15 protein-coding genes, 1 other RNA gene and 2 pseudogenes are annotated in these 24,692 nt (G+C 70.5%); 10 read left to right on the forward strand and 8 right to left on the reverse strand.

Going from position 1 to position 24,692, the window contains the following annotated elements; translation table 11 throughout:
- Window positions 1–839 precede the first annotated feature (839 nt).
- Window positions 840–1,220: RNase P RNA component class A (gene rnpB / locus AEQ27_RS08195), an RNA gene on the forward strand.
- A gap of 76 nt (window positions 1,221–1,296) precedes the next feature.
- On the opposite strand, the gene ppgK is transcribed toward rnpB, so the two are convergent.
- Window positions 1,297–2,058, reverse strand: coding sequence for a polyphosphate--glucose phosphotransferase (ppgK, locus tag AEQ27_RS06985; RefSeq protein ID WP_054146000.1), 762 nt, complete (start codon window positions 2,056–2,058; stop codon window positions 1,297–1,299).
- Window positions 2,059–2,071: 13 nt separating this feature from the next.
- Window positions 2,072–2,935 carry a type I methionyl aminopeptidase gene (gene map, locus AEQ27_RS06990; RefSeq protein WP_054146001.1) on the reverse strand — a complete coding sequence of 288 codons (864 nt, stop codon included), beginning with the start codon at window positions 2,933–2,935 and terminating at the stop codon, window positions 2,072–2,074.
- Window positions 2,936–3,001: 66 nt separating this feature from the next.
- Between map and AEQ27_RS17160 the strand changes: the two genes are divergently transcribed.
- Window positions 3,002–3,172 carry an SPOR domain-containing protein gene (locus AEQ27_RS17160; protein WP_123570143.1) on the forward strand — a complete coding sequence of 57 codons (171 nt, stop codon included), beginning with the start codon at window positions 3,002–3,004 and terminating at the stop codon, window positions 3,170–3,172.
- A 47-nt stretch (window positions 3,173–3,219) separates the two neighbouring features.
- On the opposite strand, the gene AEQ27_RS06995 is transcribed toward AEQ27_RS17160, so the two are convergent.
- Complete coding sequence (locus AEQ27_RS06995) at window positions 3,220–5,001, reverse strand: NAD+ synthase (RefSeq protein WP_054146168.1); 1,782 nt, start codon at window positions 4,999–5,001, stop codon at window positions 3,220–3,222.
- 37 nt (window positions 5,002–5,038) lie between these two features.
- Between AEQ27_RS06995 and AEQ27_RS07000 the strand changes: the two genes are divergently transcribed.
- The 5 genes and pseudogenes from AEQ27_RS07000 (at window position 5,039) to AEQ27_RS07020 (ending at window position 14,502) form a co-directional block, all read left to right on the forward strand.
- Complete coding sequence (locus AEQ27_RS07000) at window positions 5,039–6,376, forward strand: glutamine synthetase family protein (protein ID WP_054146002.1); 1,338 nt, start codon at window positions 5,039–5,041, stop codon at window positions 6,374–6,376.
- A 21-nt stretch (window positions 6,377–6,397) separates the two neighbouring features.
- A pseudogene (locus AEQ27_RS07005) lies at window positions 6,398–9,341 on the forward strand (bifunctional [glutamine synthetase] adenylyltransferase/[glutamine synthetase]-adenylyl-L-tyrosine phosphorylase).
- A gap of 507 nt (window positions 9,342–9,848) precedes the next feature.
- A complete protein-coding gene (locus AEQ27_RS07010; protein WP_152970225.1) occupies window positions 9,849–11,435 on the forward strand; it encodes a glycosyltransferase in 1,587 nt (528 codons plus the stop codon).
- On the forward strand, window positions 11,428–13,017 hold the full coding sequence (locus AEQ27_RS07015) for a glycoside hydrolase family 26 protein (RefSeq protein ID WP_152970226.1): 1,590 nt from the start codon (window positions 11,428–11,430) through the stop codon (window positions 13,015–13,017). The genes AEQ27_RS07010 and AEQ27_RS07015 overlap by 8 nt, the downstream gene beginning before the upstream one ends.
- A gap of 178 nt (window positions 13,018–13,195) precedes the next feature.
- Window positions 13,196–14,502: pseudogene (locus tag AEQ27_RS07020) on the forward strand (UDP-glucose/GDP-mannose dehydrogenase family protein).
- Window positions 14,503–14,714: 212 nt separating this feature from the next.
- Here AEQ27_RS07020 and glnA read toward each other — a convergent pair.
- The gene (glnA, locus tag AEQ27_RS07025; RefSeq protein WP_054146004.1) at window positions 14,715–16,139 is read right to left on the reverse strand and encodes a type I glutamate--ammonia ligase; all 1,425 of its coding nucleotides are present in this window, start codon (window positions 16,137–16,139) and stop codon (window positions 14,715–14,717) included.
- Window positions 16,140–16,277: 138 nt separating this feature from the next.
- On the opposite strand from glnA, the gene AEQ27_RS07030 reads away from it, so the two are divergent.
- Window positions 16,278–16,721, forward strand: coding sequence for an RDD family protein (locus AEQ27_RS07030; protein WP_054146005.1), 444 nt, complete (start codon window positions 16,278–16,280; stop codon window positions 16,719–16,721).
- 92 nt (window positions 16,722–16,813) lie between these two features.
- Here AEQ27_RS07030 and AEQ27_RS07035 read toward each other — a convergent pair whose 3' ends face one another.
- A complete protein-coding gene (locus tag AEQ27_RS07035) occupies window positions 16,814–17,536 on the reverse strand; it encodes a DUF4191 domain-containing protein (RefSeq protein WP_054146006.1) in 723 nt (240 codons plus the stop codon).
- A 122-nt stretch (window positions 17,537–17,658) separates the two neighbouring features.
- Between AEQ27_RS07035 and AEQ27_RS07040 the strand changes: the two genes are divergently transcribed.
- Window positions 17,659–19,026 carry a hypothetical protein gene (locus tag AEQ27_RS07040; protein ID WP_054146007.1) on the forward strand — a complete coding sequence of 456 codons (1,368 nt, stop codon included), beginning with the start codon at window positions 17,659–17,661 and terminating at the stop codon, window positions 19,024–19,026.
- Window positions 19,027–19,049: 23 nt separating this feature from the next.
- Here the strand turns inward: AEQ27_RS07040 and sucB are convergent, their stop codons facing one another.
- The 3 genes from sucB to AEQ27_RS07055 all read right to left on the reverse strand — a co-directional run bounded on the left by sucB (window position 19,050) and on the right by AEQ27_RS07055 (window position 23,652).
- The gene (gene sucB / locus AEQ27_RS07045; RefSeq protein ID WP_054146008.1) at window positions 19,050–20,534 is read right to left on the reverse strand and encodes a 2-oxoglutarate dehydrogenase, E2 component, dihydrolipoamide succinyltransferase; all 1,485 of its coding nucleotides are present in this window, start codon (window positions 20,532–20,534) and stop codon (window positions 19,050–19,052) included.
- A 91-nt stretch (window positions 20,535–20,625) separates the two neighbouring features.
- Window positions 20,626–21,999: a dihydrolipoyl dehydrogenase gene (lpdA, locus tag AEQ27_RS07050; RefSeq protein ID WP_054146009.1), complete on the reverse strand. Its 1,374-nt coding sequence runs from the start codon at window positions 21,997–21,999 to the stop codon at window positions 20,626–20,628.
- A gap of 174 nt (window positions 22,000–22,173) precedes the next feature.
- Window positions 22,174–23,652, reverse strand: a complete 1,479-nt coding sequence (locus tag AEQ27_RS07055) for a leucyl aminopeptidase (RefSeq protein WP_054146010.1) — start codon at window positions 23,650–23,652, stop codon at window positions 22,174–22,176.
- An 86-nt stretch (window positions 23,653–23,738) separates the two neighbouring features.
- On the opposite strand from AEQ27_RS07055, the gene AEQ27_RS07060 reads away from it, so the two are divergent.
- Complete coding sequence (locus AEQ27_RS07060; protein ID WP_054146170.1) at window positions 23,739–24,665, forward strand: proteasome assembly chaperone family protein; 927 nt, start codon at window positions 23,739–23,741, stop codon at window positions 24,663–24,665.
- The last annotated feature ends 27 nt before the right edge of the window (window positions 24,666–24,692 follow it).

The following is a 24,692-nucleotide window of genomic DNA, read 5'->3' on the forward strand; positions in this document are numbered from 1 at the left end:
CCCCCCGACCCCGAGAAGAGTCCCCATGCCCCTGATGAAAGCCAGCTACGAGCACCAGGCCCTGCTGCTCGACCTGCAGCAACTCGACACCGCGCTGCGCCAGATCGCGCACAAGGGCGCCAACCTGCCCGAGATCGCCGTCCTCGCGTCGCTCGAGGGCGACGGCTCGCGCCTGCGCAGCCGCCTCGCGACCGAGCAGGGCGCATGGGAGGACGCGCAGAGCGAGCTCAAGCGCCTCGAGTCCGACGTCGCCGTCGTCGAGGCGCGCGTCGCCCGTGACGACCAGCGCATCGCGTCGTCGTCGTCGACGAAGGCCGGCGCCGCCCTCGAGGGTGAGCTCGCCGCCCTCGCCAAGCGTCGCTCCGACCTGGAAGACCTCGAGCTCGAGGTGATGGAGCGCGTCGAGAGCCTGGGCGCCGTCGCCGCGGTGACGCAGGGCGAGCTCGACCAGCTCGACCCCCGCCGCGTCGACGCCGAGACCGGACGCGACGCCAAGCTCGCCGAGCTCGAGGCCGAGCGGGCCGAGGTCGTCGCCAACCGCGAGACGATCGCGGCGACGGTGCCCGCCGACCTGCTGGCCCTCTACGAACGTCAGCGCGACCGTTACGGCGTGGGGGCGTCCCCGCCGCGCGGCGGTGGGTCGAGCGCCAGTGGCGTGGCCCTGCCGGCAGCGACCGGGCGGCCGTGCGCGCCGCGGCCGAGGACGACGTCGTGCTCTGCCCCGACAGCAACGCCGTCCTCGTCCGCACCTACGAGTCGGGCATCTGCCCCCAGCCGGTGCCCCGCTGGCCCCACGGCACCACGGGCGGGCGCCGCGCCGCTAGGCTCGGTGTCGCGAATGGGTCGACAAGACGGTCGCGTCGGCGGGTGCGAACCCGCCGCCGAGGAACGTCCGGGCTCCACAGAGCAGGGCGGTGGGTAACACCCACCCGGGGCAACCCGCGAGAAAGTGCAACAGAGAGCAGACCGCCACGGGTCGCACCCTCGGGTGCGACACGGGGTAAGGGTGAAACGGCGGTGTAAGAGACCACCAGCGGCTCGGGTGACCGGCCGGCTATGTAAACCTCGCCCGGAGCAAGGTCAAAGAGGGGACGTCGAGGCTGCTCGCCGAGTCCCCGGGTAGACCGCTGGAGAGCTGCGGCAACGTAGTTCCGAGAGAGATGGCCGTCCATGGTGCTTCGGCACCGGGACAGAACCCGGCGTACCAGTCGGCCCATTCGCCTCATACGAGAGAGACCCCGGGTCAGGAGGCGCGCCTCCTGACCCGGGGTCTTCTCGCGTCGGTCGTGCCTCGCCTCAGAACGCCGGGTTCGATTCGGCGGCCAGGGCGGCGGCACCCATGATGCCGGCGTTGTTGCGCAACTTGGCGGGGACGATCTCGGCCCGCAGGTCGAGCAGCGGCAGGAACTCGTCGTGGTGCTTCGACACGCCGCCGCCGACGATGATCAGGCGCGGGTAGAGCAGGGCCTCGAGGTGCGAGTAGTACTTCTGCAGGCGCTTCGCCCAGTGCTTCCAGCTGAGGTCGTCGCGCTCCTTCGCCGCGAAGGAGGCCTTGGTCTCGTAGTCCTTGCCACCGATCTCGAGGTGCCCGAGCTCGGCGTTGACGATGAGCACGCCGTCGTTGATGAGGGCGGTGCCGATGCCCGTGCCGAGCGTCGTCATGATGACGAGACCCTTGACGTCCTTAGCAGCCCCGAAACGCGTCTCGGCGTAGCCCGCGGCGTCGGCGTCGTTGACGAAGTGGATGCCCCGGCCGAGCGTGGTCTCGAAGAGCTTCTCGGCCTCGAAGCCGATCCACTTCTTCGACACGTTGGCGGCCGAGAGGGTCTTGCCGTCCATGATGGCGGCCGGGAAGCAGACGCCGACCGGCACCGAGGCGTCGTCGAGGCCCAGTTCGTCGACGATCTGCTGGACGACCGCGACGATGGCGTCCGGCTCGCCGCCCTCGGGGGTGCTCTTCTTGATGCGGTCCGAGAGGAGCTCGCCGCTGTCGAGGTCGACGATCGCCCCCTTGATGCCTGTGCCGCCGATGTCGATTCCCACTGCGGTGCGTGCCATGGGTGGTCCTTTCTCAGGAGAGCGTGAGGATGTCGGCACCGCGTTCGGTGACGACCAGGGTGTGCTCGAACTGGGCCGTGAGGCTCTTGTCGCGGGTGGAGACGGTCCAGTCGTCGTCCCAGACGTCGGCGTCGATGCCGCCGAGGGTCAACATGGGCTCGATGGTGAACACCATGCCGACCTCGATGACGTCGTCGTACTGCGGGGCGTCGTAGTGGGGGATGATCAGGCCCGAGTGGAAGGCGCGACCGACACCGTGGCCGGTGTAGTCGCGCACGACACCGAGGCCGAAGCGCTTGGCGTACGACTCGATGGCCCGACCGATCACGTTGACCTGGCGGCCCGGGGCGACGGCCTTGATGCCGCGGCGCAGCGCCTCGCGGGTGCGGTCGACCAGCTCGACGGTCTCGGGGGCGGCCTCGCCGACGACGAAGGTTCGGTTGAGGTCGCCGTGCACGCCGTTCTTGTAGGCGGTGATGTCGATGTTGATCAGGTCGCCGTCGACGAGGACGGTGTCGTCGGGGATGCCGTGGCAGATGACCTCGTTCACCGAGGTGCAGACCGACTTGGGGTAGCCGCGGTACCCGAGGGTCGAGGGGTAGGCGTCGTGCGCGACGACGAACTCGTGGGCGATGCGGTCGAGCTCGTCGGTGGTCACGCCGGGGCGGAGGGCGGCCTCGACCGCGTCGATGGCCTGCGAGGCGATGCGGCCGCTCTCGCGGATGAGCTCGACGGTCTCGGCGTCGTACACGTCGCCGTCGGTGTACTCGGCGGGGGCGGCCTTGCCGACGTACTCGGGTCGGGCGATCGACGGGGGGACCGGACGCTGCGCTGAGATCCGGCCCGGGGTCAAGAATCCGTGGGAGTCCCGGGGCATACGATCAAGCTTAGGGGGAGCGCGACGGGCTCGCGTTCTCCACAGCCGCACCGAGAGGACGACACCATGGCCGAGTTCTGGTTCAACACGAAGACGCACGAGGTCGAAGAGGGCAAGGTCTCGCCGGCCGTCGACCGGGCCGGGCCCTACGCCACACGCGACGAGGCGGCCCGGGCGATCGAGACGATCAAGGCCCGCAACGCCGCCCTCGACGCCGAAGAGGCCGCGAACGACTGAGCGGATCGAGCGTCCCGTCGGCGGACCGCCGACGGGACGCCCGGGCGTCAGACCGTCGTCGGTCGGTAGGTGATCGGCAGGCGGCGGTCGCGGCCGAAGGCCATGCCCGAGATCTTGGGGCCGATCGCCCCCTGGCGGCGCTTCCACTCGGACCGGTCGACCAGCTTCGTGATCTCGGCCACCGTGTCGGCGTCGTAGCCGAGCGCGACGACGTCCGCCGCCCCCAGCGCGTTCGTGATGTAGCCCTCGAGGATGCCGTCGAGCACCTCGTACGGCGGCAACGAGTCCTCGTCTTTCTGGTCCGGCCGCAGCTCGGCGGACGGCGGCTTCGTGATCGAGTTCTCGGGAATCGGCGCGGTCTCGCCGATCGACTCGGCGTGGGTGTTGCGCCACCGGGCGAGCTCCCAGACCATCGTCTTGGGGACGTCCTTGATCGGTGCGAACCCGCCGACCGAGTCGCCGTAGATCGTCGAGTAGCCCACGGCCAGCTCGGTCTTGTTGCCCGTGGTCAGCACGAGGTGGCCGTGCAGGTTCGACAGGCCCATCAGCACGAGCGCCCGGGCGCGGGCCTGCACGTTCTCCGCGGCGAGGCCCGTGAGGTGCAACTGCTCCTCGAACGGCGCGACGAGGTCGGCGATCGGCTCGGTCGAGTACCGGACGCCGATCCGCTCGGCGACGTCGTCGGCGTCGCTGCGGCTGTGCTCGCTCGACCACTGACTGGGCATCGAGACGCCGTACACGGCGTCGGCCCCGATGGCGTCGGCGGCGATCGCCGCGCACACGGCCGAGTCGATGCCACCCGAGAGGCCGAGGATCACGCTGCGGAACCCGTTCTTCCGCACGTAGTCGCGGGTGCCGAGCACCAGGGCGTTCCAGAGCTGCTGCCGGTCGTCGGGCAGTTCGGCGACGTCGCGTTCGACCGCGGACGAGGAGGCGCGGCCCGTGTCGGACCCGTGGCCCCCGGCACCGTCGCCGGTCGCCTCGGTCGCCGCCTCGAGTTCTACGCGGCGGATGCCCTCGGGCAGCTCGGTGTCCGTGGCCGGCTCGGGGTCGAGGTCGACGACCAGCAGGTGCTCGTCGAACTGCGGGGCCCGGGCCAGGATCGTCCCGTTGCCGTCGACCACCACGCTGTCGCCGTCGAAGACCAGGTCGTCCTGACCGCCGACGATGTTGACGTAGGCCACCAGGGTGTCGTTCTCGACGGCCCGGCGCGTGACGAGCGGGAGGCGCACCTCGTCCTTGTCGCGGACGAACGGGCTCGCGTTGATCACGAGGAGCAGACCCGCGTCGGCGTGCAGCACGCGCTCCACCGGGCCGCCGTCGCGCCAGAGGTCCTCACAGATCACGAGGGCGACGTCGACGCCGGCCACCCGGACGACGAGCAGCTCGTCACCGGGGATGAACACGCGGTACTCGTCGAAGACCGAGTAGTTCGGCAGGTGGTACTTGGCGGTGGTCGTCACGACACGCCCGCCCTGCAGGACGCTCGCGCAGTTCTTCGCGATGGCCGTGGGGGCGTTGCTCGTGCCCAGCAGGCGGGGCTCGAAGGGGCCGTCGGCATGGCCGACCACGACGGGCAGGTCACCCAGGCCCTCGGCCTGGAGGGTCTCGGCCAGGACCTCGACGGCGTGTTGGCTGGCCTGCAAGAAACTCGGCCGGCTGGCGAGGTCCTCGATCGGATAGCCCGTGACGCTCATCTCGCCCGCGGCGAGCAGGTCGGCACCGGCGGCGCGGGCCCGACGGGCCGCCTCGACGATCTGGGCGGAGTTGCCGGCGAGGTCGCCGACGACGGGGTTGGTCTGCGCGAGCGCCAAGCGGAGTCGGGGCATGTCCACTACCGTAGTGGCGGAGCAGAAAGGCCGTGGCATGGACAAACAGAGGGACTTCGTCCTCCGCACGATCGAAGAGCGCGGCATCAAGTTCATCCGCCTCTGGTTCACCGACGTGATCGGCACCCTCAAGTCCGTCGCCATCGCTCCGGCCGAGGTCGAGGGCGCGTTCGCCGAGGGCATCGGCTTCGACGGCTCGGCCATCGAGGGCCTGACCCGCTCGTACGAGGCCGACGTGCTCGCCCAGCCCGACCCGACGCCCTTCCAGATCCTGCCCTGGCGGGGCGAGATCGATCCGCCCGCCCGCATGTTCTGCGACATCACGCCCCCCGACGGCCAACCTGCCGTGGCCGATCCGCGCAACGTCCTGAAGCGCACCCTGGCCCGGGCCGGCGAGCGCGGCTTCACCTTCTACACGCACCCCGAGGTCGAGTTCTACCTGCTGAAGAGCGCCCAGCTCGGCGCCGACGGCCCCCAGCCGGTCGACTCGGCCGGCTACTTCGACAACGTCCCCGGCGGCACCGCCCACGACTTCCGTCGCCGCTCGGTCCGCATGCTCGAAGACCTGGGCATCTCGGTCGAGTTCAGCCACCACGAGGCGGGGCCCGGTCAGAACGAGATCGACCTGCGTTACGCCGACGCGTTGACGACGGCCGACAACATCATGACCTTCCGCACGGTCATCAAAGAGGTCGCCATCGAGCAGGGCGTCTTCGCCTCGTTCATGCCGAAGCCGTTCAGCCAGCACCCCGGCTCGGGCATGCACACGCACATGTCGCTCTTCGAAGGTGACTCCAATGCCTTCTACGAGGCGGGGGCCGAGTACCAGCTCTCGACGATCGGTCGTCAGTTCATCGCAGGCCTGCTCAAGCACGCCCCCGAGATCACGGCCGTGACGAACCAGTTCGTCAACAGCTACAAGCGTCTCTGGGGCGGCGACGAGGCACCGAGCTTCGTGACCTGGGGTCACAACAACCGCTCGGCGCTCGTGCGCGTCCCGCTCTACAAGCCCAACAAGGGCAACTCGAGCCGCGTCGAGTACCGCGCCATCGACTCCGCCGCGAACCCGTACCTGGCCTTCTCGCTGATGCTGGCGGCGGGCCTCAAGGGCATCGAAGAGGGCTACGAACTGCCGGCCGAGGCAGAGGACAACGTTTGGGGCCTGAGCGACGCCGAGCGTCGCGCCCTGGGTTACCGTCAGCTGCCCGCCAGCCTCGACCACGCCCTGTCGATCATGGAGAACAGCGAACTCGTCGCCGAGACGCTGGGTGAGCAGGTCTTCAACTACGTGCTGCTCAACAAGCGGCAAGAGTGGAAAGAGTACCGGGCACAGGTCACGCCGTTCGAGCTGCGCTCGAACCTCGAGATCCTCTAGCCGACCGGCCGCCCCGCCCTCATGCCCCGATCCGCGACCGGTCTCTCCGAGCTGGCGCGGCTCGGGTTCTCCGACCTCGGTGCGGGGCGCGACCGGCTCGACCGCCTCGTCGCCGAAGTGCCCCAGGTGCGCGACCTCGTCCCGTGGTTCGCCACGGTGGCCGACCCGGACGCGGCCCTGGTGCACCTCGAGCGGTCGGTCGAGCGGGATCGTGCCGGCGTGGCCGCGTTGCTCGACGGCGAGGCCGGCCCGCGCCCCCCGGGGGGCCGCGGCGCGCCGAGGGGCCCGCCGCTTCGGCGCGCGCCGCCCCGCCGAGGCGACCGTCCTGCTCGAGCCCCTGGACGAACCACCGTCGGCAGCGACGTACCGCGACGACGTCCGTCGGTCGGCGACCGGGCTGACCTGCGACGAGGCCCGCGTCGCGCTGCGGGTCCGGTACCGACGCCACCTGCTGCAGCTGGCGTCGTACGACCTCGAGGCCGACGACCCCGTCGAGGTCCTGCCCCGGGTGGCGGCGGCTCTCGCCGACCTCGCGGGCGCCGCCCTCGACAGCGCCGTCGACGTGGCCCGACGCGAGGTCCCGTTCCCCGCCGCCGACGTCGATCGCACCCGTCTGGCCGTCATCGGCATGGGCAAGGCCGGGGCCCGTGAGCTGAACTACCTCAGCGACGTCGACGTGGTCTACGTCGCCGAGGGGGTCGACGGGCTCGAGAACGGGCGGGCCGTCGAGATCGGCAGCCGTCTCGCGATGCACGCCGCGCGGGCGATCTCCGACCTGGCCGTCGAACCCGACCTCTGGGAGGTCGACGCGAACCTCCGCCCCGAGGGCAAGGACGGCGCCCTGGTCCGGACGCTCGAGTCGCATGTCGCCTACTACGAGCGCTGGGCGAAGGGGTGGGAGTTCCAGGCCCTGCTGAAGGCGCGGCCCCTGGCCGGCGACGTCGCCCTCGGCGAGCGCTACGTCGCCGCCGTCGCCCCGTTCGTCTGGTCGGCCGCTTCGCGCGAGAACTTCGTCGAGCCGGTCCAGGCCATGCGGGAACGGGTCACGGCCCTGATCCCCGCCGGCGAGGTCGACCGGCAGCTCAAGCTCGGCCCCGGCGGGCTGCGCGACATCGAGTTCACCATCCAGCTGCTGCAGCTGGTCCACGGGCAGGCCGACGAACGGGCGCACCAGCGCTCGACGCTCGACGCGCCCGGGGCCCTGGCCGCGCGGGGGTACGTCGGCCGGGCCGAGGCCGCCGAGTTCGACCGCGACTACCGCGTGCTGCGCCTGCTCGAGCACCGCATCCAGCTGACGCGGCTGCGGCGCACGCGCCTCATGCCGACCGACGAGAACGCGCTCCGGGTGCTCGCCCGCGGCACCGGCCTCGCGCCGGGCGCGGCACAGCTCGTCGACCTGTGGCAGGGGGTCAAGCGCCGGGTCCGCACGTTGCACGTGCGCCTGTTCTACCGTCCGCTCCTCTCCGCCGTCGCGGCCCGTCCCGAAGAGGACCTCGCTCTCAGTTCCGACCAGGCGACGGCACGGCTCGCGGCCATCGGCCTCGCCGACCCGAAGGGTGCGCTCGGTCACATCGCGGCCCTGACGGCCGGTGTCTCGCGTCGGGCGAGCATCCAACGCCACCTGCTGCCCGCGATGCTGCAGTGGTTCGCCGACGGCACCGACCCCGACCTCGGCCTGCTCGCCTTCCGGCGCCTGAGCGACGGCCTGGGCGAGTCGTACTGGTTCCTCCGCATGCTCCGCGACTCGTCGGGGGCCGCCCACCGCCTGACGACCGTCCTGTCGTCGTCCACCTATGCGGCCGACCTCCTCGAGCGCATCCCCGAGGCCGCGGCCTGGCTCGAGAACGACGCCGAGCTCCGGGCCCGGCCCCTCTCGAGCCTCCTCGACGAGACGGCCGCCACCCTCGCGCGACATCGCTCGCCCGACGCGGCGGCGACCGTCCTGCGTCAGGCGCGACGCCGCGAGATCCTGCGGCTCGCCGTAGGCGGCATCCTGGGCATCCTCGACATCGACACCCTCGCCCGGGGCCTGACCGCGGTCACGACGGCGTCGGTGACGGGGGCGTTGGCCCTGGCCCGCCGGGACGCCGGCGACCTCGAGTTCGCCGTGATCGCCATGGGGCGGTACGGGGGAGAAGAGCACGGGTTCGGCTCGGACGCCGACGTGCTCTACGTCTACCGGGCTCCAGAGGGCGACGAGACAGCGCACCGTCGCGCCCTCACGGTGGCCGCCGAGATGAGTCGTCTCACGTCGGACGCTCTCGTGCCGTTCGACCTCGACACCGGCTTGCGTCCCGAGGGGAAGAACGGGCCTGTGGTGCGCTCGTTGTCCTCGTATCGTGCCTACTACGCGCGCTGGTCGCTCACCTGGGAGGCCCAGTCGTTGCTGCGGGCGCGGCCCGTGGCCGGCGACCAGGCCCTCCTCGACGACTTCATGGTCGTCGCCGACTCGGTCCGGTACCCCGCCGAGCTGACCGAGCAGCAGGTCCGCGAGGTGAAGCGCATCAAGGCCCGGGTCGAGTCCGAGCGCCTGCCGAAGGGGGCCGAGCCCTCGCGCCATCTGAAACTCGGGCGCGGGTCACTCAGCGACGTCGAGTGGTTCGTCCAACTGCTCCAGCTCCAGCACGGGGTCGACGTACCCGGCCTGCGAACGCCGTCGACGCTCGACGCCCTCGCCGCGGCCGTGGACGCGGGCCTGGTCGCCGACGACGACGCCCGGCGGCTGCACGAGGCCTGGATCATGGCGTCGAGGGCGCGGTCGGCGGTCACCCTCTGGACCTCCCGGACGCAGGACGTGCTGCCGCGAGACCGACGTCAACTCGAGGGCATCGCTCGCTTGATGGAGTACCCCCCGGGCTCCGCGACCACCCTCGAAGAGGACTACCTCGCCGCCACCCGCCGCTCGCGCGCCGTCTTCGAGCGTGAGTTCTACGGCATCGACGAGGCCCCCGAACCACTCGGCTGACCGTCCCTGGGCCGTGCGACACGCCCGGGGTGCATCGCGACCCCGCGATCCTCGCGGACCGATGTCACCTTCTTTCCGTGTACCCCGAATCGCCCGTCTGTACCCCTCGCCACATGTCCGTCGCGTTTCGGGGAGATGACCCATGTGTGGGGGATGAGCAGGGCTGACAGCACCGTCGGCGATCATTGCCCATTGGGCAACACACGGTCCATGCATTAAATCGAGGCTTGTGATCGGGACTTTCCACGAACCCTCGATCGCGGATTCGTGGCCAGCCGACAACCACTCCGAACCGGACGGTTCGGCAGCCTCGGTGACGCGCGCGTGTCAGCACTTCTGTCGACAGCACCTTGCCGGACTCGACGTACCCCGACCTGGCCATCCCGCCACCCGCGGTCGGGGGGTGGTTGTGAGCCGCCCGCGTGTGACTCAGAATTCCCTCAACCCGATAGACCAATTCCCCAGCGTTGCGGAAGCCGATCCCTTCTCACACCTCAGGTGGCCATCGTGTTGACCTTCATCCTGCAGATCCGTTCCATGGCGGGCGGATACCCCGAGATCTACCTCTTCGCCGCCTACAGCGCCCTCATCTGGGTGCTCTGGATCATCAAGGTCCTGCTCTCCCGTCGTTACCGTCCCTTCACGGGCGACTTCCGCGGGACCACCAGCGCCGTCGTCCCCGTCGTGGACGAACCGCTCGACCTCTTCCGGGACGTCATCGGCCGCATGGTCGAACAGGGCCCCGGCGAGATCATCGTCGTGATCAACGGCAAGCCCAACCCCGAGCTCGCGGCGGTCTGCGAGGAGTTCGGGCCGCTCGTCCGCTGGGTGCACACGCCGATCCCCGGAAAGCGCAACGCCGTCATGATCGGCACCGAGCTGAGTCGCGGCGACATCACCGTCCTCGTCGACTCCGACACGGTCTGGACGCCGGGCACCCTCTCCGAGCTGCTCCGTCCGTTCGCCCAGGAGAACGTCGGGGGCGTCACCACCCGCCAGCGCATCCTCGAGCCCGAGCGCAGCTGGATCACACGCTGGGCCGACTGGCTCGAGAACTCGCGCGCCCTCTACTCGATGCCGGCACAGAGCGTGCTGGGGCAGATCGGCTGCCTGCCGGGCCGCACGATCGCCTTCCGCCGCGAGATCCTCGTGCGGGTGATGGACAAGTTCATGACGGAGAAGTTCATGGGCGTGTTCCTCGAGGTCAGTGACGACCGCACCCTGACGAACCTCACGCTCAAGGAGGGCTACCGCACCGTGTACCAGCACACCAGCCTGGTCTACACGGACGCCCCGTTGCAGGTGAAGAAGCTCTACAAGCAGCAGCTCCGGTGGGCTCGCGGCAGCCAGTACAACACCCTCCGCATGATGCCGTGGATGGTCGGGCACGCCCCGCTGCTCGCGTTCTTCTTCGCGATGGACATCGTGCTGCCCTTCATGCTCATGGGCGTCATCGGCGGCTGGATCTACCGAGGGATCACCGGCCAGGGCGTGAACCTGTACCGGGGCATCCTCGAGGAGTACGGCGTGCAGACGGGCCTCATCAGCATCGTCGTCTTGATGGTGGTCTCGTCGGTCCTCAGCATGTCGATCCGTCAGATGCGCCACCTGGCCGAGAAGCCCTCGGACTTCTTCCGCCTCCCGGTGTTCATCATCGTGTCGACGTTCTTCCTCATGCCCATCCGGGTCATCGGGTTCTTCCGCATGGGTCACGCCAGCGGCTGGGGCACCCGGGCCGGGGCGTACGCAGGAGGCGCGGCGAACGACGAGATGCAGGGTGCGCTCGACGAGGTGGCCGAGGAGGCCCCCATCGACGCCCTCGAACGGCAGTTCCGCGACGGCGTCGACCCCGGCGTCGACACGCTCTTCGACTTCGGCTCGGCGACCGACGAGACCGACGAACAAGGAGCGGTCCTCGTCAAGAGCCGCAAGGCGGCCCTGGCCGCCGAGGCCGAGGGGGCGACCGCTCCGGCACCGGTGGCGGCCGTGACCACCGCCACCGCGCCTCCTCGTCGCCGCCTCAACCCCAAAGCCGGATTCCCGTACCTGATCGGCGCCGCCATCATCGCCCTGGAGGTCTTCTTCATTGTCTGACTCGACGCAGGACTTCGTCACCCCCGTCCACATGCAGTCGGGAGCCTGGTGGGCGACCTCCCACGGCAACGCCCGGCGCACCGCGCTCGGCGCCACCGCCGTGGTGGTGCTGCTCGCCATGATCTCCTGGCTCATCTGGGTCTCACCGTCGGACAACATCGTCCGCAGCGCCGTCACCGAGGTCACGGGCGTCGACCCGTCGATCAACGTCTCGTCGCTCAAGGCCGACCGGTCCGCGCTGCTCGACCAACTGGTCTCCGCGAAGAAGCAGCTCGCCGAGAGCAAGGCGGCCCTGGCCGACGTGCAGCAGCAGGCCTGGACGTCCGAAGGGCAGCTGACCGCAGCGCAGGCGAAGCTCGCCTCCGCGGAGTCGGCCCTGGCCCAGGCGCAGTCCGCCGCGGACGCGGGCCAGGGGTCGAGTTCGGGCGCGGCAGGCACCGCGGCCGGTGGACGAGGCGGGGGGAACGGTGCGTCCGGCGGCTCCGGGTCGGGAGGCACCGGCTCGAACGGTTCGAACGGTGGGGGCGCCACGGGCCCCGTCACGATCGAGACGCCCTCCCTCGCCTCGATCGTCGACCCCGAGTCGCGCTACTTCGGACTCTTCACGGATCAGGCGCCGTTCAACTGGGCGACCTACGACGCGCAGGAGGCGGCGGTCGGTTCGGAGGCGAACATGGTCGGCTACTTCCAGGGATTCGACCAGGAGTTCCGCGCCGACGCCGTCCGGTCGTCCTGGTCGCGGGGCAAGCTGCCCGTGCTGACGTGGGAGTCGCAGCCGATCAAGGCCGGCAACAACGAGCCCGAACAGCCCGACTACAGTCTGACGAAGATCATCGACGGCAGCTTCGACTCGTACCTGACGACCTACGCCGACGACATCGTCGCGAACGGCATGCCGCTGGCACTGCGGTTCGACCACGAGATGAACGGCACCTGGTACCCCTGGAGCACGGACTACGGCAACAGCAAGGGCGCCGTCAACGGCAACGGGCCCGGGGACTACGTGAAGGCCTGGCAGCACGTCCACGACCTGTTCGAGCGGCAGGGGGCTAACGACCTCGTGGCCTGGATCTGGGCGCCCACGCGCATCGACCGCCTCGCCACCGGCAAGAGCGGCGGCAGCGACCACACGACGCAGGCCTTCCTCGCGAGCCTCTACCCGGGCGCAGACTACGTCGACATCGTCGGCATGTCGGGCTACTACCGCCCGCCGTACGACGACAAGTCGAAGCCGACGTTCGACAGCACCTTCGGAGCCACGCTGAAGCAGCTCCGGGCCATCGCACCGGGCAAGAACATCCTGCTCGCCGAGATCGGTGCGAGCGAGACCGGTGGCTCGTCGGACCCCACGGCCACGAGCGAGAAGGCGCAGTGGTTCAACTCGCTCTTCGACGCGCTGGCCGACCCGGCGAACGCCGACATCATCGGCTTCTCGTACTTCGACCTCGTGGCCACCACGGTCGTCGACGGGGTGCGGTCGACCAACGACTGGCGTCTCACGTCACGGTCCGACAGCCTCGCCGCCTTCACGGCGGGGATCACGCGTCGCGACGTCGGTTACGACCTGCAGCCGTCGCCGTGACGACCCACATCCCCTTCCCCTTCTCCCGCCTCTTCCTCATCCCCAGGAGCGCATCATGAAGAAAGACGCCATCCCCCCCCAGTCCGCCGCCACCGAGACGTCAGCCGACGTCGCCTCGGTGAAGCCCCGCATCAGCGTCATCGGCACCGGCTACCTCGGCGCCACGCACGCCGCGGCCATGGCCGAGATGGGCTTCGACGTGATCGGGGTCGACACCGACCCCGCCAAGGTCGAGGCCCTGGCCGAGGGGCGCGTGCCGTTCTTCGAGCCCGGCCTGCCCGAGCTCATCCTGAAGCACGTCGGCTCGGGCCGGCTCACCTTCACGACCGACCTCGCCGAGGCCGTCGCCCTGTCGGACGTGCACTTCGTCTGCGTCGGCACGCCGCAGCGCCGGGGGAGCCACCCCGCCAACCTCTCGTACGTCGAGGAGGCGACCCGCACGGCGCCGCCGCCCTGAGCCGCGACGGCCTGATCGGCGGCAAGCCGGCCGGCCCGGTCGGAGCGGGGGCGCCCCTGCGCGAGATGGGGGGGGGGGGGGCCCCCCCCGGGGTCTCGGCCGCCCTCGTCTGGAACCCCGAGTTCCTCCGCGAGGGCCACGCCGTCGAGGACACCCTGCGTCCCGACCGCATCGTCTTCGGCGGGACCGACGTCCGCGCCGAGGCCCTGATGCGCGAGGTCTCCGCGATGCCCATCGCCACGGGAACCCCCGTCATCTCGTGCGACCTCCCGACGGCCGAGCTGGTCAAGGTCAGCGCCAACGCGTTCCTCGCCACGAAGATCTCGTTCATCAACGCGATCAGCGAGTTGTGCGAGGCGGCCGGCGCCAACGTGTCGACCCTCGCCGACGCCCTCGGTTTCGACGACCGCATCGGACGCAAGTTCCTCAACGCCGGCCTCGGTTTCGGCGGCGGCTGCCTGCCCAAGGACATCCGCGCCCTGATGTTCCGGGCCAACGAGCTCTCCGCCCACCGCGTCGTCGGGCTCATGCAACAGGTCGACGAGAGCAACAGGGCGCGGCGCCAACGGGTCATCGACCAGGCGATCGACGCGTGCGGCGGTTCGGTGCTCAACCGGCGCATCGCGGTGCTCGGTGCGGCGTTCAAGCCGCACACCGACGACGTCCGCGACTCGCCGGCCCTGAACGTCGCGGCGGCCCTGCACCTGCGCGGCGCCCAGGTGCTCGTGGTCGATCCCGAGGCCACGCAGACGGCCCAGCGCAGCTTCCCGACGCTGTCGTTCGCCGACTCGGCCGCCGAGGCCGTGACGGACGCCGACGCGGTGCTGTTGCTCACCGAGTGGCCCGAGTTCGTCGGGGCGGATGCGGCCGGACTCGCCGAGCTCGCCGCCAACCCCGTGGTGATCGACGCACGCAACGTGCTCGACGCCGAGGTCTGGTCGGCCGCCGGGTGGGAGGTCCGTCCGTTGGGCGGCCGTCGCACCCCGGCTCAGCGCCGCGCGCTGACGCCGACCGCCGTACCCGCCTGACCGGATCGTCGGGCACGGGCTGACGGGCCGCCTCCCGAGGGAGGCGGCCCGTCCTGCGTCCGGCACCCGCGCCTCCTGGTCTTCGGTGGCCGCGAGGGGGCGCGGCGCGCGTCCCCGGGGACGCCGGCGCCTCCGACGCGAGAGGCCCGCACCCGCGACGCGAGAGGCCCGCCCCCCCTCGGGGATGCGGGCCTCTCGTGATGCCGATCGGATCAGACGCCGAAGTACAGCTCGAACTCGAAGGGGTGGGGACGCTGCGCCATGGGCAGGATCTCTTTCTCGCGCTTGTACGCGATCCAGGTCTCGATGAGGTCCTCGGTGAAGACGTTGCCCTTGGTCAGGAACTCGTGGTCGGCCTCGAGCGCGTCGAGCGCACCTTCGAGCGACGCGGGCACCTGGGGGATGTTCTTCGCTTCTTCCGGGGGCAGCTCGTACAGGTCCTTGTCGACCGGCTCGTGCGGCTCGATGCGGTTCTGGATGCCGTCGAGGCCGGCCATCAGCTGCGCGGCGAACGCCAGGTACGGGTTCGAGGCGGCGTCGGGGACGCGGAACTCGATGCGCTTGGCCTTCGGGTTCGTGCCCGTGATCGGGATGCGGATGGCCGCCGAGCGGTTGCCGGCCGAGTAGACCAGGTTCACGGGAGCCTCGAAGCCGGGGATCAGACGGTGGTACGAGTTGATGGACGGGTTCGTGAAGGCGAGCACCGCGGGGGCGTGCTTGAGCAGGCCGCCGATGTACCAGCGGGCGAGGTCGGAGAGCCCGCCGTAGCCGTTCTCGTCGTAGAACAGTGGCTTGCCGTCGTTCCAGAGCGACTGGTGGGTGTGCATGCCCGAGCCGTTGTCGCCGAAGAGCGGCTTGGGCATGAAGGTCGCGACCTTGCCCCACTGCTCGGCCGTGTTCTTGACGATGTACTTGAACTTCAGGATGTCGTCCGCGGCGTGGACCATGGTGTCGAACTTGTAGTTGATCTCCTGCTGGCCGCCGGTGCCCACCTCGTGGTGCGCGCGCTCGAGCTCGAGGCCCGAGTCGATCAGCTTGAGGCTGATGTCGTCCCGCAGGTCGGCCGTCTTGTCGACCGGGCTGACCGGGAAGTAGCCACCCTTGTAGGCCGTCTTGTTGGCGAGGTTGCCGCCCTCTTCGACGCGGCCGGTGTTCCAGGCGCCCTCTTCGGAGTCGACGCTGTAGAAGCTGGCGTTCTGCTTCACCTCGTAGCGGACGTCGTCGAAGATGTAGAACTCGGCCTCGGGGGCGAAGAACGCGGTGTCGGCGATGCCGGTCGACGCGAGGTACTTCTCGGCCTTCTTGGCGACCTGACGCGGGTCACGGCTGTAGAGCTCGCCGTTGCGCGGGTTGAAGATGTCGAAGACGAGGACGAGCGTGCGCTCGACGCGGAACGGGTCGACGTACCCGGTCGTGACGTCGGGGATGAGCTGCATGTCCGACTCGTGGATGGAGGCGAAGCCCCGGATGGAGGACCCGTCGAAGAGCTGTCCGACGGAGAAGAACTCCTCGTCGACCGTGGAGGCGGGGATGTTGAAGGGCTGCTGGACACCGGGGAGATCGGGGAAGCGGATGTCAAGGAACTTGACGTCGGTGTCCTTGATGAACTTCAGCACCTCGGAAGAATCAGTGAACATCTAGATGTCTCTCCAATGGGCTTGGAACGGATCGGATGCGGGACGCAGCCTCCGACGAGGCTACGGAGGGGCCGTTTCGCTGCGGTGTCCCTCATGTTTCCGGCATGTTACGGCTCGGCCCCTCGGTAGGCTCGGAGCATGCCCGATCGCACCGCGCCTCCTTCCCGTCCCGCCTCCGTGGGCGGCCCCGACGACGGAGCGCAGCGCTGGCCGGGCGAGCGGCTCGGGCTGCCCGAGAAGGGGCCCCGCTCCGTGGCCCGACTCGGGCGGCGCGTCGCCGGGCTCGCCCTCGACCGGGCGATCGCCTACGCGGGGGCCGCGCTCTTCTTCGGTGGCGAGGGCCTCGCCATCACCGGGGTGTTCCTGCTCATGCAGATGCTCTTCCTCGTGCTGTTCGGCGGCTCGCTCGGGCACCTGGCCCTGGGCATGCGTCTCGTGCCGATGGCCGGCGGCCGCATCGGCGTCGGACGGCCCGTCCTGCGGTCGGTGCTGCTCGTGCTCGTCATCCCGGCCGTCGTCTGGGACCTCGACCAGCGGGGCCTGCACGATCGCGTCGCCGGGACGATCCTCGTCCGCGTCTGAGGCGCCCCGCCGACCCGACGAACGCGCGACGGCGCCCCTCCTGGTCGGAGGGGCGCCGTCGTCACGTCACGTCGAGGCGGATGTCGCCGGGGTCAGCGCGGACGACCCGACCGCACCTTGAAGGGGTCGACGCCCTTGGGGATGGGCAGGCCGTTCTGACCGAGGGACTGGAGGCGGTTGCTGACGGCGAGCACCTCGTTGCGGTTGATCGACGACTTGAGCTTGTTCATGCGTCCTGCGAGCTTGTGCAGGGGCACGGAGTCGGCGTCGGGGCCGACGTTGAGGACGTGGACCGGGACGTTCGGGAGGATGCGGGTGACCTTGCGACGCTCTTCGTCGACGAGTCGGCGCGTCTGACCGGCGCCGCCCTCGGCGACGAGCACCACACCCGGCTTGCCGACCGCGCGGTACACCGCAGCCTGGCTGCGACCCTGGACGGCCACGGGCATCTCGGCGGCGCGCCACGCACGACGCAGGCCGCTCTTCATGACGGCACCGACGGCACCGGGCTGCCCCTCGATCTGCGAGTACGCTGCGCGCTCGGCCTTCCGGCCCAGCACGATCAGCAGCAGCAGGAACCCGAGCATGACGCCGACGACGATGTAGAGCACGAGGGCGAGCACGTTGCCGCCCGTGAGCAGCAGCGCGGCAACCACACCGAGCAGCACGGGCACGAAGAACGCCAGCAGCATCATCGGCAGCGCCGTCTTGTCGACGCGGCGGGTCATCTGGAAGCCCTGCCACATCTGCTTGAGACGGCCGGGTTCTTTCGGCGGTTTCGGGGACGTGTTCTCGGGGGACGTGCGACGAGCCATGTGGACCAGGATACGGGGTAAGCGGTCCCGACGAGTCCTCCCCAGGGACTCCGATCCGTCGACGGTCGACAGCGGTCGGCGGCGGCACGACGCCGCCGGCCACGGGACGACACCATCGCTTCATGACGAGCGAGTCGATCGGCCCTTACCGCGTGCTCTCCCGGCGCCTCGACGGCGGGGTGGAGCGCATCCTCGCCGAAGCACCCGGCGGGTCACGCGTCGTGCTCAGGAGGCGCGGGTCGGGCCCGGCAGGACGCCCCCCCCGCGCCGCGGCGGGTGCCCTCGCGCGTGCGGGCCACCCGCACGTCGCGTCCCTGGTCGACGTGCTGACGAGTGCGTCGGGCGAGCTCGTGCTCGTCTTCGAGGACCTCGGCGGCGACCCGCTCGCCTCGTGGCTCACCGCCCGGGGGCGTCCCGAGCCGGGGGAGGCCATCACCCTCGTCGTGCCCGTGCTGGATGCGGTCCAGCACCTGGCCCGTCGGGGGACGGCCATCGGTGCTCTCGACGTCGACGACGTCGAGATCGACGCCCGTGGGGCCCCCGTGCTGGTGGGCGTGCAGCAAGCGGCCGCCGGGCCGGACGCCGAGCGCGCGTCGTTGCCGGTGGCGGCGCAGTTCGCCCGGGCCGTCGTCGAGCGGGCGGCGCGACCGGCGTCGCGGGACTCGACGCCGACCCTGGACGCGACGAGCTTCGAGTCACTCGTCGAGTCGGTCTTCGACCTCGGCGACGCCGTTCCGCTCTCGAGCGTCGACGACTTGGTCGAGGGCGTCGACGACGGTCTCGGGGGAGGCCCCCTCGTGTCGGCCCCCGAGGACGAGCCGGTCATGCGGGGCTGGCTCGCGCTCCTGCCCGAATCGGAGGCGCTCGACCGTGTGATCGCCGGTGTGCGGGACCTGCGACCGCGACAGGTGATCCCCGCCCTCGGGGCCGTCCGAAGGCGGTATCGACTGCTCGCAGCCGGTGCCGTCGTCGTCGCCGGTGCGGCGGTCGTCCTCGGCCCGGCCACTACGACACGCCATGACGGATCCGCCGACGGGGTGGGTGCAGCCTCAGCCTCGGCCGGGGCCGAGGCATCGACGTCGGGGAGTCCCGGTGGGGACTCCCCGGGGACCACCACGACCACACGTGCTCGGACGGGCGGAACCGGGGCTCCCGACGAGGTCGAGGCGCTCGTGGTCGGTGACGATGCCACCGCGGCCGCGGAGGTGCTCCTGGCGTCGCGACTGGAGTGCCTGCGGGACGTGACCCCCAGCTGTCTCGACGCCGTCGACCAACCGGGCTCCCCGATCGCGCTCCGGGACGCGGCCGTGCTCGACGACCCCTCGCTGGCCGGCGCGGCGACGGTCCTGCTCGAGTTGACGGGCGGGGAGTCACGAAGCGGCGGGACCGTCATGCTCGAGGCGACGGGCCCTCACGGCGAACCGGCCTCGGTCCTCGTGATGAGGACCGAGGCCGGTTGGCGGCTTCGCGACGTGTTCGTCGATCGGTGAGGGTCGGCCTCACCCGACGGGTGTCAGATGCCGAGCTTGGACGAGAAGTCCCCGCCCTCGAGACGCTCCTTGACGGCGACGAGGAAGCGCGCGGCGTCCGCACCGTCGACGATGCGGTGGTCGTACGACAGGGCCAGGTAGACCATCGACCGGATCGCGATGGACTCCGATCCGTCGGCCTTGATGACCACCGGTCGCTTGACGACGATGCCGGTGCCGAGGATGGCCACCTGCGGCAGGAAGACCACCGGGGTGTCGAACAGTGCGCCGCGCGAACCCGTGTTCGTGACGGTGAAGGTACCACCGGCCAGCTCGTCGGGCTTCAGCTTGTTGTCCCGCGTGCGCTGTGCGAGATCGGCGATCTGACCGGCGATGCCCGCGAGGTCGAGGTCGGAGGCGTTCTTGATCACCGGCGTCAGCAGACCGCGCTCGGTGTCGACCGCCATGGCCACGTGCTCGTGGTCGGGGTAGACGATCGAGTCGCCGTCGACGGTCGCGTTCAGCTTGGGGTGCGCCTTGAGTGCCTCGGCGGCCGCCAGGGTGAAGAAGGGCAGGAAGGAGAGCTTGTTGCCGGTCTTCTCGAGGAAGGCACCCTTGTTCGCGTCACGGAACGCCGCGACCTTGGTGACGTCGACCTCGACCACGCTGGTGAGCTGGGCCATGGCCTGCATCGACTGGACCGCGCGCTCGGCGACGACCTTGCGGAGGCGCGACATCGGGACGGTCGTGCCCCGCAGCGGCGAGACCTCGATCGGAGCAGGACCGGTGGAGGCCGGTGCCGAGGTGGTCGAGGACGCGGCGGCCTCGGCGGCGGCGAGGACGTCTTCCTTGCGGATGCGACCTCCGACACCACTACCCGTCAGGGTCGAGATGTCGACGCCCTTCTCGTTCGCCAGCTTGCGGACGAGCGGGGTGACGTAGCCGACGGGCGCACCGCTGCTCGGGGCCGGGGTGGCGGGTGCCGACGTCTCGGACGAGCCCGTGGCAGGCGACGGGGTCGGTGCCGAGGGGGCCGGCTGCTCGCTGCTGGGCCGGGAGGCCTCGGGCTGCGCTGCGGCGGGCTGCTGGCCCGCGGCGTCCTGCTGTGCCGCGGGAGCCGGGTCCACCGCGGGGGCGGGCTCGGGTGCGCTGGCTGCGGAGTCCTCGCCGGGGGCGGGAGCGGCGGACGAGGCGACCTCCGGCTCTTCGGCCTCTGCTTCGGCGGGGGCCCCGGGAGCCTGCCCGGGCTCTGCGGCGGCCTCGGGCTCGTCCGCGGGGGCCTCGGAGGCGCCGCCGTCTCCGATGCGGACCAGGGCGGTGCCGACCTCGACGGTCTCGTCCTCGGCGACGAGGATCTCTTCGATCACACCGGCGACGGGCGAAGGGATCTCGGTGTCGACCTTGTCGGTCGAGACCTCGAGCAGCGGCTCGTCGACCTCGACGCGGTCACCGACGTTCTTCAACCAGCGGGTGACCGTACCCTCGGTGACACTCTCACCGAGTGCCGGGAGGTTGACGGATTCGCTCATCTGTGGGGCTCCTTTGACGACATTTGTGTGTCTGTGATTGCTGTGGTGGTGATGCGGGCCCCTGCTTCGCAGGAGCTATGGTGCTCTGGATCTACATCGCGTGGAGCGGCTTGCCCGCGAGGGCCAGCATGGCTTCTCCGAGGGCTTCGTTCTGGGTGGGGTGCGCGTGAATCAGGGGGGCGACGTCTTCCGGGTAGGCCTCCCAGTTGACGGCGAGCTGTGCCTCGCCGATCAGCTCTCCGACGCGGGCGCCGATCATGTGCACGCCGACGACGGGGCCGTCGACCACGCGGACGACCTTGACCGAGCCGCTCGTGCCGATGATGTGGCTCTTGCCGTTGCCCGCGAGGTTGTAGTCGTAGCTGGTGACCTTGTCGGCGCCGTACTGGTCGGCGGCCTTGACCTCGGTCAGGCCGACCGATGCGACCTCGGGGTCGGAGTAGGTGACCTTGGGGATGTTCACGTCGGAGATCACCTGCGGCTTGAGGCCCGCGATCTCTTCGGCGACGAAGATGCCGTGCTGGAAGCTGCGGTGGGCGAGCTGGAGGCCGGGCACGATGTCGCCGAGGGCGTAGACGCCGGGGACGTTGGTCGCGAGGCGTTCGTTCGTCAGGACGAAACCGCGGTCCATCGTGATGCCGACCTCTTCGTAGCCGAGACCGGCGGTCGAGGGGCCACGGCCGACCGCGACGAGCATGAGGTCGGCCTCGAACGTCTTGCCGTCCTCGAGGGTGACGACGACGCCGTCGTCGTTCTGCTCGACGCCCTGGAACCGGATGCCCAACGAGAAGGCGATGCCCCGCTTGCGGAAGGCACGCTCGAACTGCTTCGAGATCGATTCCTCCTCGTTGGGGACGAGGTGGGGCAGGGCCTCGACGATGGTCACGTCGACGCCGAAGCTCTTCCAGACGCTGGCGAACTCGACACCGATGACACCGCCGCCGAGGATGACGACCTTGTTCGGAACGTGGTCGAGCGCGAGGGCGTGCTCGCTCGTGATGACCTTGCCGCCGATCTCGAGACCGGGGAGGCTACGCGAGTACGACCCGGTGGCGAGCACGACGTTCTTGGCCTTCAGCGTCGTCTCGCCGACCTGGACGGTGGACGGCGAGGTCAGCTTGCCCTCGCCCTCGACCGTCGTGATGCCCCGGGCCTTGACGAGTCCCTGGAGGCCCTTGTACTTGCTGGCCACGATGCCCTCGCGGTACGAGGTCACGGCGGCGATGTCGATGCCGTGGAAGTCGGTGTTGACGCCGTACTTGGCGGATTCGCGCGAGACGTCGGCCACCTCGGCCGAGTGCAGCAGCGCTTTGGTGGGGATGCAGCCGCGGTGGAGGCAGGTGCCCCCGACCTTGTCCTTCTCGACGAGTGCGACGCTCAAGCCCAACTCGCTCGCTCGCAGCGCCGCAGCGTATCCGCCGCTCCCGCCGCCGAGCACCACCAGGTCAAAATTCTGTTCCGACACCCAGCAACTCCCTCGTGCGTCCGCGGTACCCCGACGCCGAGGCGGGGCCGTCGCGGGGGCGACGACGCCCGGCCCCGAACCGACCGCACCGTTCGGCGGCGTCGTCGTGACGCACGTCGGCGGATGCCCTCGGGGGCCCGATCTCAGCGGGTTTCTCCCGCCCCTACGACCCTACTACGCAGCGGAAAACTTGTCGGCCAGCTCGATCAGGGTGCGGACGGTCACGCCCGTCGAGCCCTTGGCCGTGTAGCCGTAGCCGCCGCCCTTGTTGTTCGACGGCCCCGCGATGTCGAGGTGCGCCCAGGGGATCGGTGTCGACGTGCCCTCACGCGATCCGACGAACTCGTTGAGGAACACGCCGGCCAGCAGCATGCCGGCCGCCGTGTTTCCCGGGGTCGCGTTCACCAGGTCGGCCACGTCGGAGTTCAGGCGCGCGCGCAGCTCGGCGGCCAGCGGCATGCGCCAGAACGTCTCGCCCGTCGTGTCGGCGAGCGACACGATCTCGGACGCGAGGTCGTCGTTGCCCATGACCCCGACGTAGCGCATGCCCAGGGCGACGACCTGGGCGCCCGTGAGGGTGGCCACGTCGACGAAGGCGTCGGGCTGCTCGTCGCTCGCCGCGACCAGGCCGTCCGCCATGACCAGTCGGCCCTCGGCGTCGGTGTTCGTCACCTCGACGGTGGTGCCGCCCTTGATCGTGAGGACGTCGTCAGGTCGGATCGCCGTGCCGCTCGGCATGTTCTCGGCGATGCAGAGCCACGCGGTCAGCCGCACGGGCAACCGGAGCTTCGCCACGGCCACCGTCACGGCGAGGACCGTCGCGGCCCCGGTCATGTCGTCCTTCATGCCGAGCATGCTCGCGGCGGGCTTCAGCGACAGCCCGCCCGTGTCGTACGTGATGCCCTTGCCCACCAGGGCCAGGTGCTTCGCCGCTCCGGCGGGGGAGTACTCGACCTTGACCAGCCGGGGTCCGCGACTCGACCCCTGGCCGACGCCGAGGATGCCTCCGTACCCGCCGTCGCGGAGACCGTCCTCGTCGAGGACCGTGACCGAGAGGGCGTCGTCCGAGGCATGCGCGACGGCGAAGTCGGCGAGCGCCTGGGGGTACATCTGCTGAGGAGGAGTCGTGGCCAGGTCTCGCACGGTGTGCACCGCTTCGGCCACCACGGCAGCACGCTCCAGGACCGGGTCGGGCACGTCCGTCGACGTGGCCAGGGCGATGTCGCGCGCGTGTCGACGCGTGTCGGAGGCCGACGAGTGGCGGAACGTGTCGAACTCGTACGAGGCGATCGCGGCACCCTCGAGGGCGGCGAGGGCTTCGGCGTCGTCGGCCACGGGCAGGGCCAGGACGACCCGGTCGACGGCCGTGAGCTGACGGATCGCAGAGCCCGCGGCGTAGCGGAGGCTCTCGGCCGAGACCGAGTCGCCCAGGCCGACGAGGGCCACGACAGAGGCGGTGACGCCGTGCCCGGGGACCTTGACGAGTTCGTCCCGGGCGCCGGACACACCCAGGGCGGCGAACGTCTCGGCGAGCCCCGGGACCTCGAGGGTCGGCTCGGGGCCGTCGGCCCCCTTGACGACGCCGACGACGAGGACGTCGGCCTCGGCGGCGGTCGGATCGGACGGCAGGACGGAGAGCGTGGCGACGGTCATCGCCCCATCGTATCGACCGAGGTGTTCGCTCTCGGCACGTGGTCACGGGGCCCTCCCGTCGACGCCCGGTGCCTAGCATGGTGACCATGCACGACCCCGCAGCTCTCTACGACATCACCCCCGACGCCGACGACGTACCCGAAGGCCTGCCGCTCGTCGCCGGCCTGACCGGGTTCGCCGACGCGGGCTCGGCGGTGAGCCAGCTGGCGGAGTACGTCCTCGACACCCTCGACCACACCCTCGTGGCGACCTTCGACGCCGACGAGCTCCTCGACTACCGGGCCCGTCGCCCGACCTTCACCTTCGACCAGGACCACATCTCCGAGATCGAGCCCTCGACCCTGTCGCTGTACCTCGTCCGCGACGACCTCGGTCAACGCTTCCTCCTCCTGGCGGGGTTCGAACCCGATTTCCAGTGGCAGCGCTTCACCGCGGCCGTCGTGCAACTCGTCGAGCGCTACCGGGTCTCGACCACGACCTGGGTGCACTCCATCCCCATGCCCGTGCCCCACACCCGTCCGATCGGGGTGACGGTCAGCGGCAACCGCTCCGACCTGGTCGAGGCGATGTCCGTGTGGAAACCCGTCACCCAGGCGCCCGCCAACGCGTTGCACCTGGTCGAGCACCGCCTCGGCGAGACGGGTCACCCCACGGCGGGCTTCGTCCTGCTCGTGCCGCACTACCTGGCCGACACCGAGTTCCCCGACGCGGCCGTGGCGGCGCTCTCGAGCATCAGTGCCGCGACGGGGCTGATCTTCCCGACCGACCGCCTCCGCGAAGAGGGTCGCGACTTCATGGTCAAGGTGGACGAGCAGGTCGCCGGCAACCACGAGCTCTCCCGGTTGGTCGCCACGCTCGAGGAGCGTCACGACACCTACATGCAGGGCAACCCGCTGCCCTCGCCGCTGACCGACCAGGACGGCCAGGTGCCCTCGGCGGACGCCCTGGCCGCCGAACTCGAGAAGTTCCTCGCCACGCGGCGGGTGGACGGCGAGGGCGACGACCGCTCCTGACCGGCACCGCGCCTCCGGGTCCGTTCC

Source organism: Frigoribacterium sp. RIT-PI-h, assembly GCF_001297205.1.
In the GTDB taxonomy this organism is placed as follows: domain Bacteria; phylum Actinomycetota; class Actinomycetes; order Actinomycetales; family Microbacteriaceae; genus Frigoribacterium.

Coding starts and splice junctions, on each gene's coding strand:
- AEQ27_RS06995 (WP_054146168.1), bottom strand. CDS start 5,001: ATGCCCCGACTCCGCTTGGCGCTCGCGCAGACCAACCCCGTCGTCGGC.
- AEQ27_RS07000 (WP_054146002.1), top strand. CDS start 5,039: ATGGACAAACAGAGGGACTTCGTCCTCCGCACGATCGAAGAGCGCGGC.
- glnA (WP_054146004.1), bottom strand. CDS start 16,139: ATGTTCACTGATTCTTCCGAGGTGCTGAAGTTCATCAAGGACACCGAC.
- AEQ27_RS07040 (WP_054146007.1), top strand. CDS start 17,659: ATGACGAGCGAGTCGATCGGCCCTTACCGCGTGCTCTCCCGGCGCCTC.
- AEQ27_RS07030 (WP_054146005.1), top strand. CDS start 16,278: ATGCCCGATCGCACCGCGCCTCCTTCCCGTCCCGCCTCCGTGGGCGGC.
- ppgK (WP_054146000.1), bottom strand. CDS start 2,058: ATGGCACGCACCGCAGTGGGAATCGACATCGGCGGCACAGGCATCAAG.
- AEQ27_RS17160 (WP_123570143.1), top strand. CDS start 3,002: ATGGCCGAGTTCTGGTTCAACACGAAGACGCACGAGGTCGAAGAGGGC.
- AEQ27_RS07055 (WP_054146010.1), bottom strand. CDS start 23,652: ATGACCGTCGCCACGCTCTCCGTCCTGCCGTCCGATCCGACCGCCGCC.
- sucB (WP_054146008.1), bottom strand. CDS start 20,534: ATGAGCGAATCCGTCAACCTCCCGGCACTCGGTGAGAGTGTCACCGAG.
- map (WP_054146001.1), bottom strand. CDS start 2,935: ATGCCCCGGGACTCCCACGGATTCTTGACCCCGGGCCGGATCTCAGCG.
- AEQ27_RS07035 (WP_054146006.1), bottom strand. CDS start 17,536: ATGGCTCGTCGCACGTCCCCCGAGAACACGTCCCCGAAACCGCCGAAA.
- AEQ27_RS07060 (WP_054146170.1), top strand. CDS start 23,739: ATGCACGACCCCGCAGCTCTCTACGACATCACCCCCGACGCCGACGAC.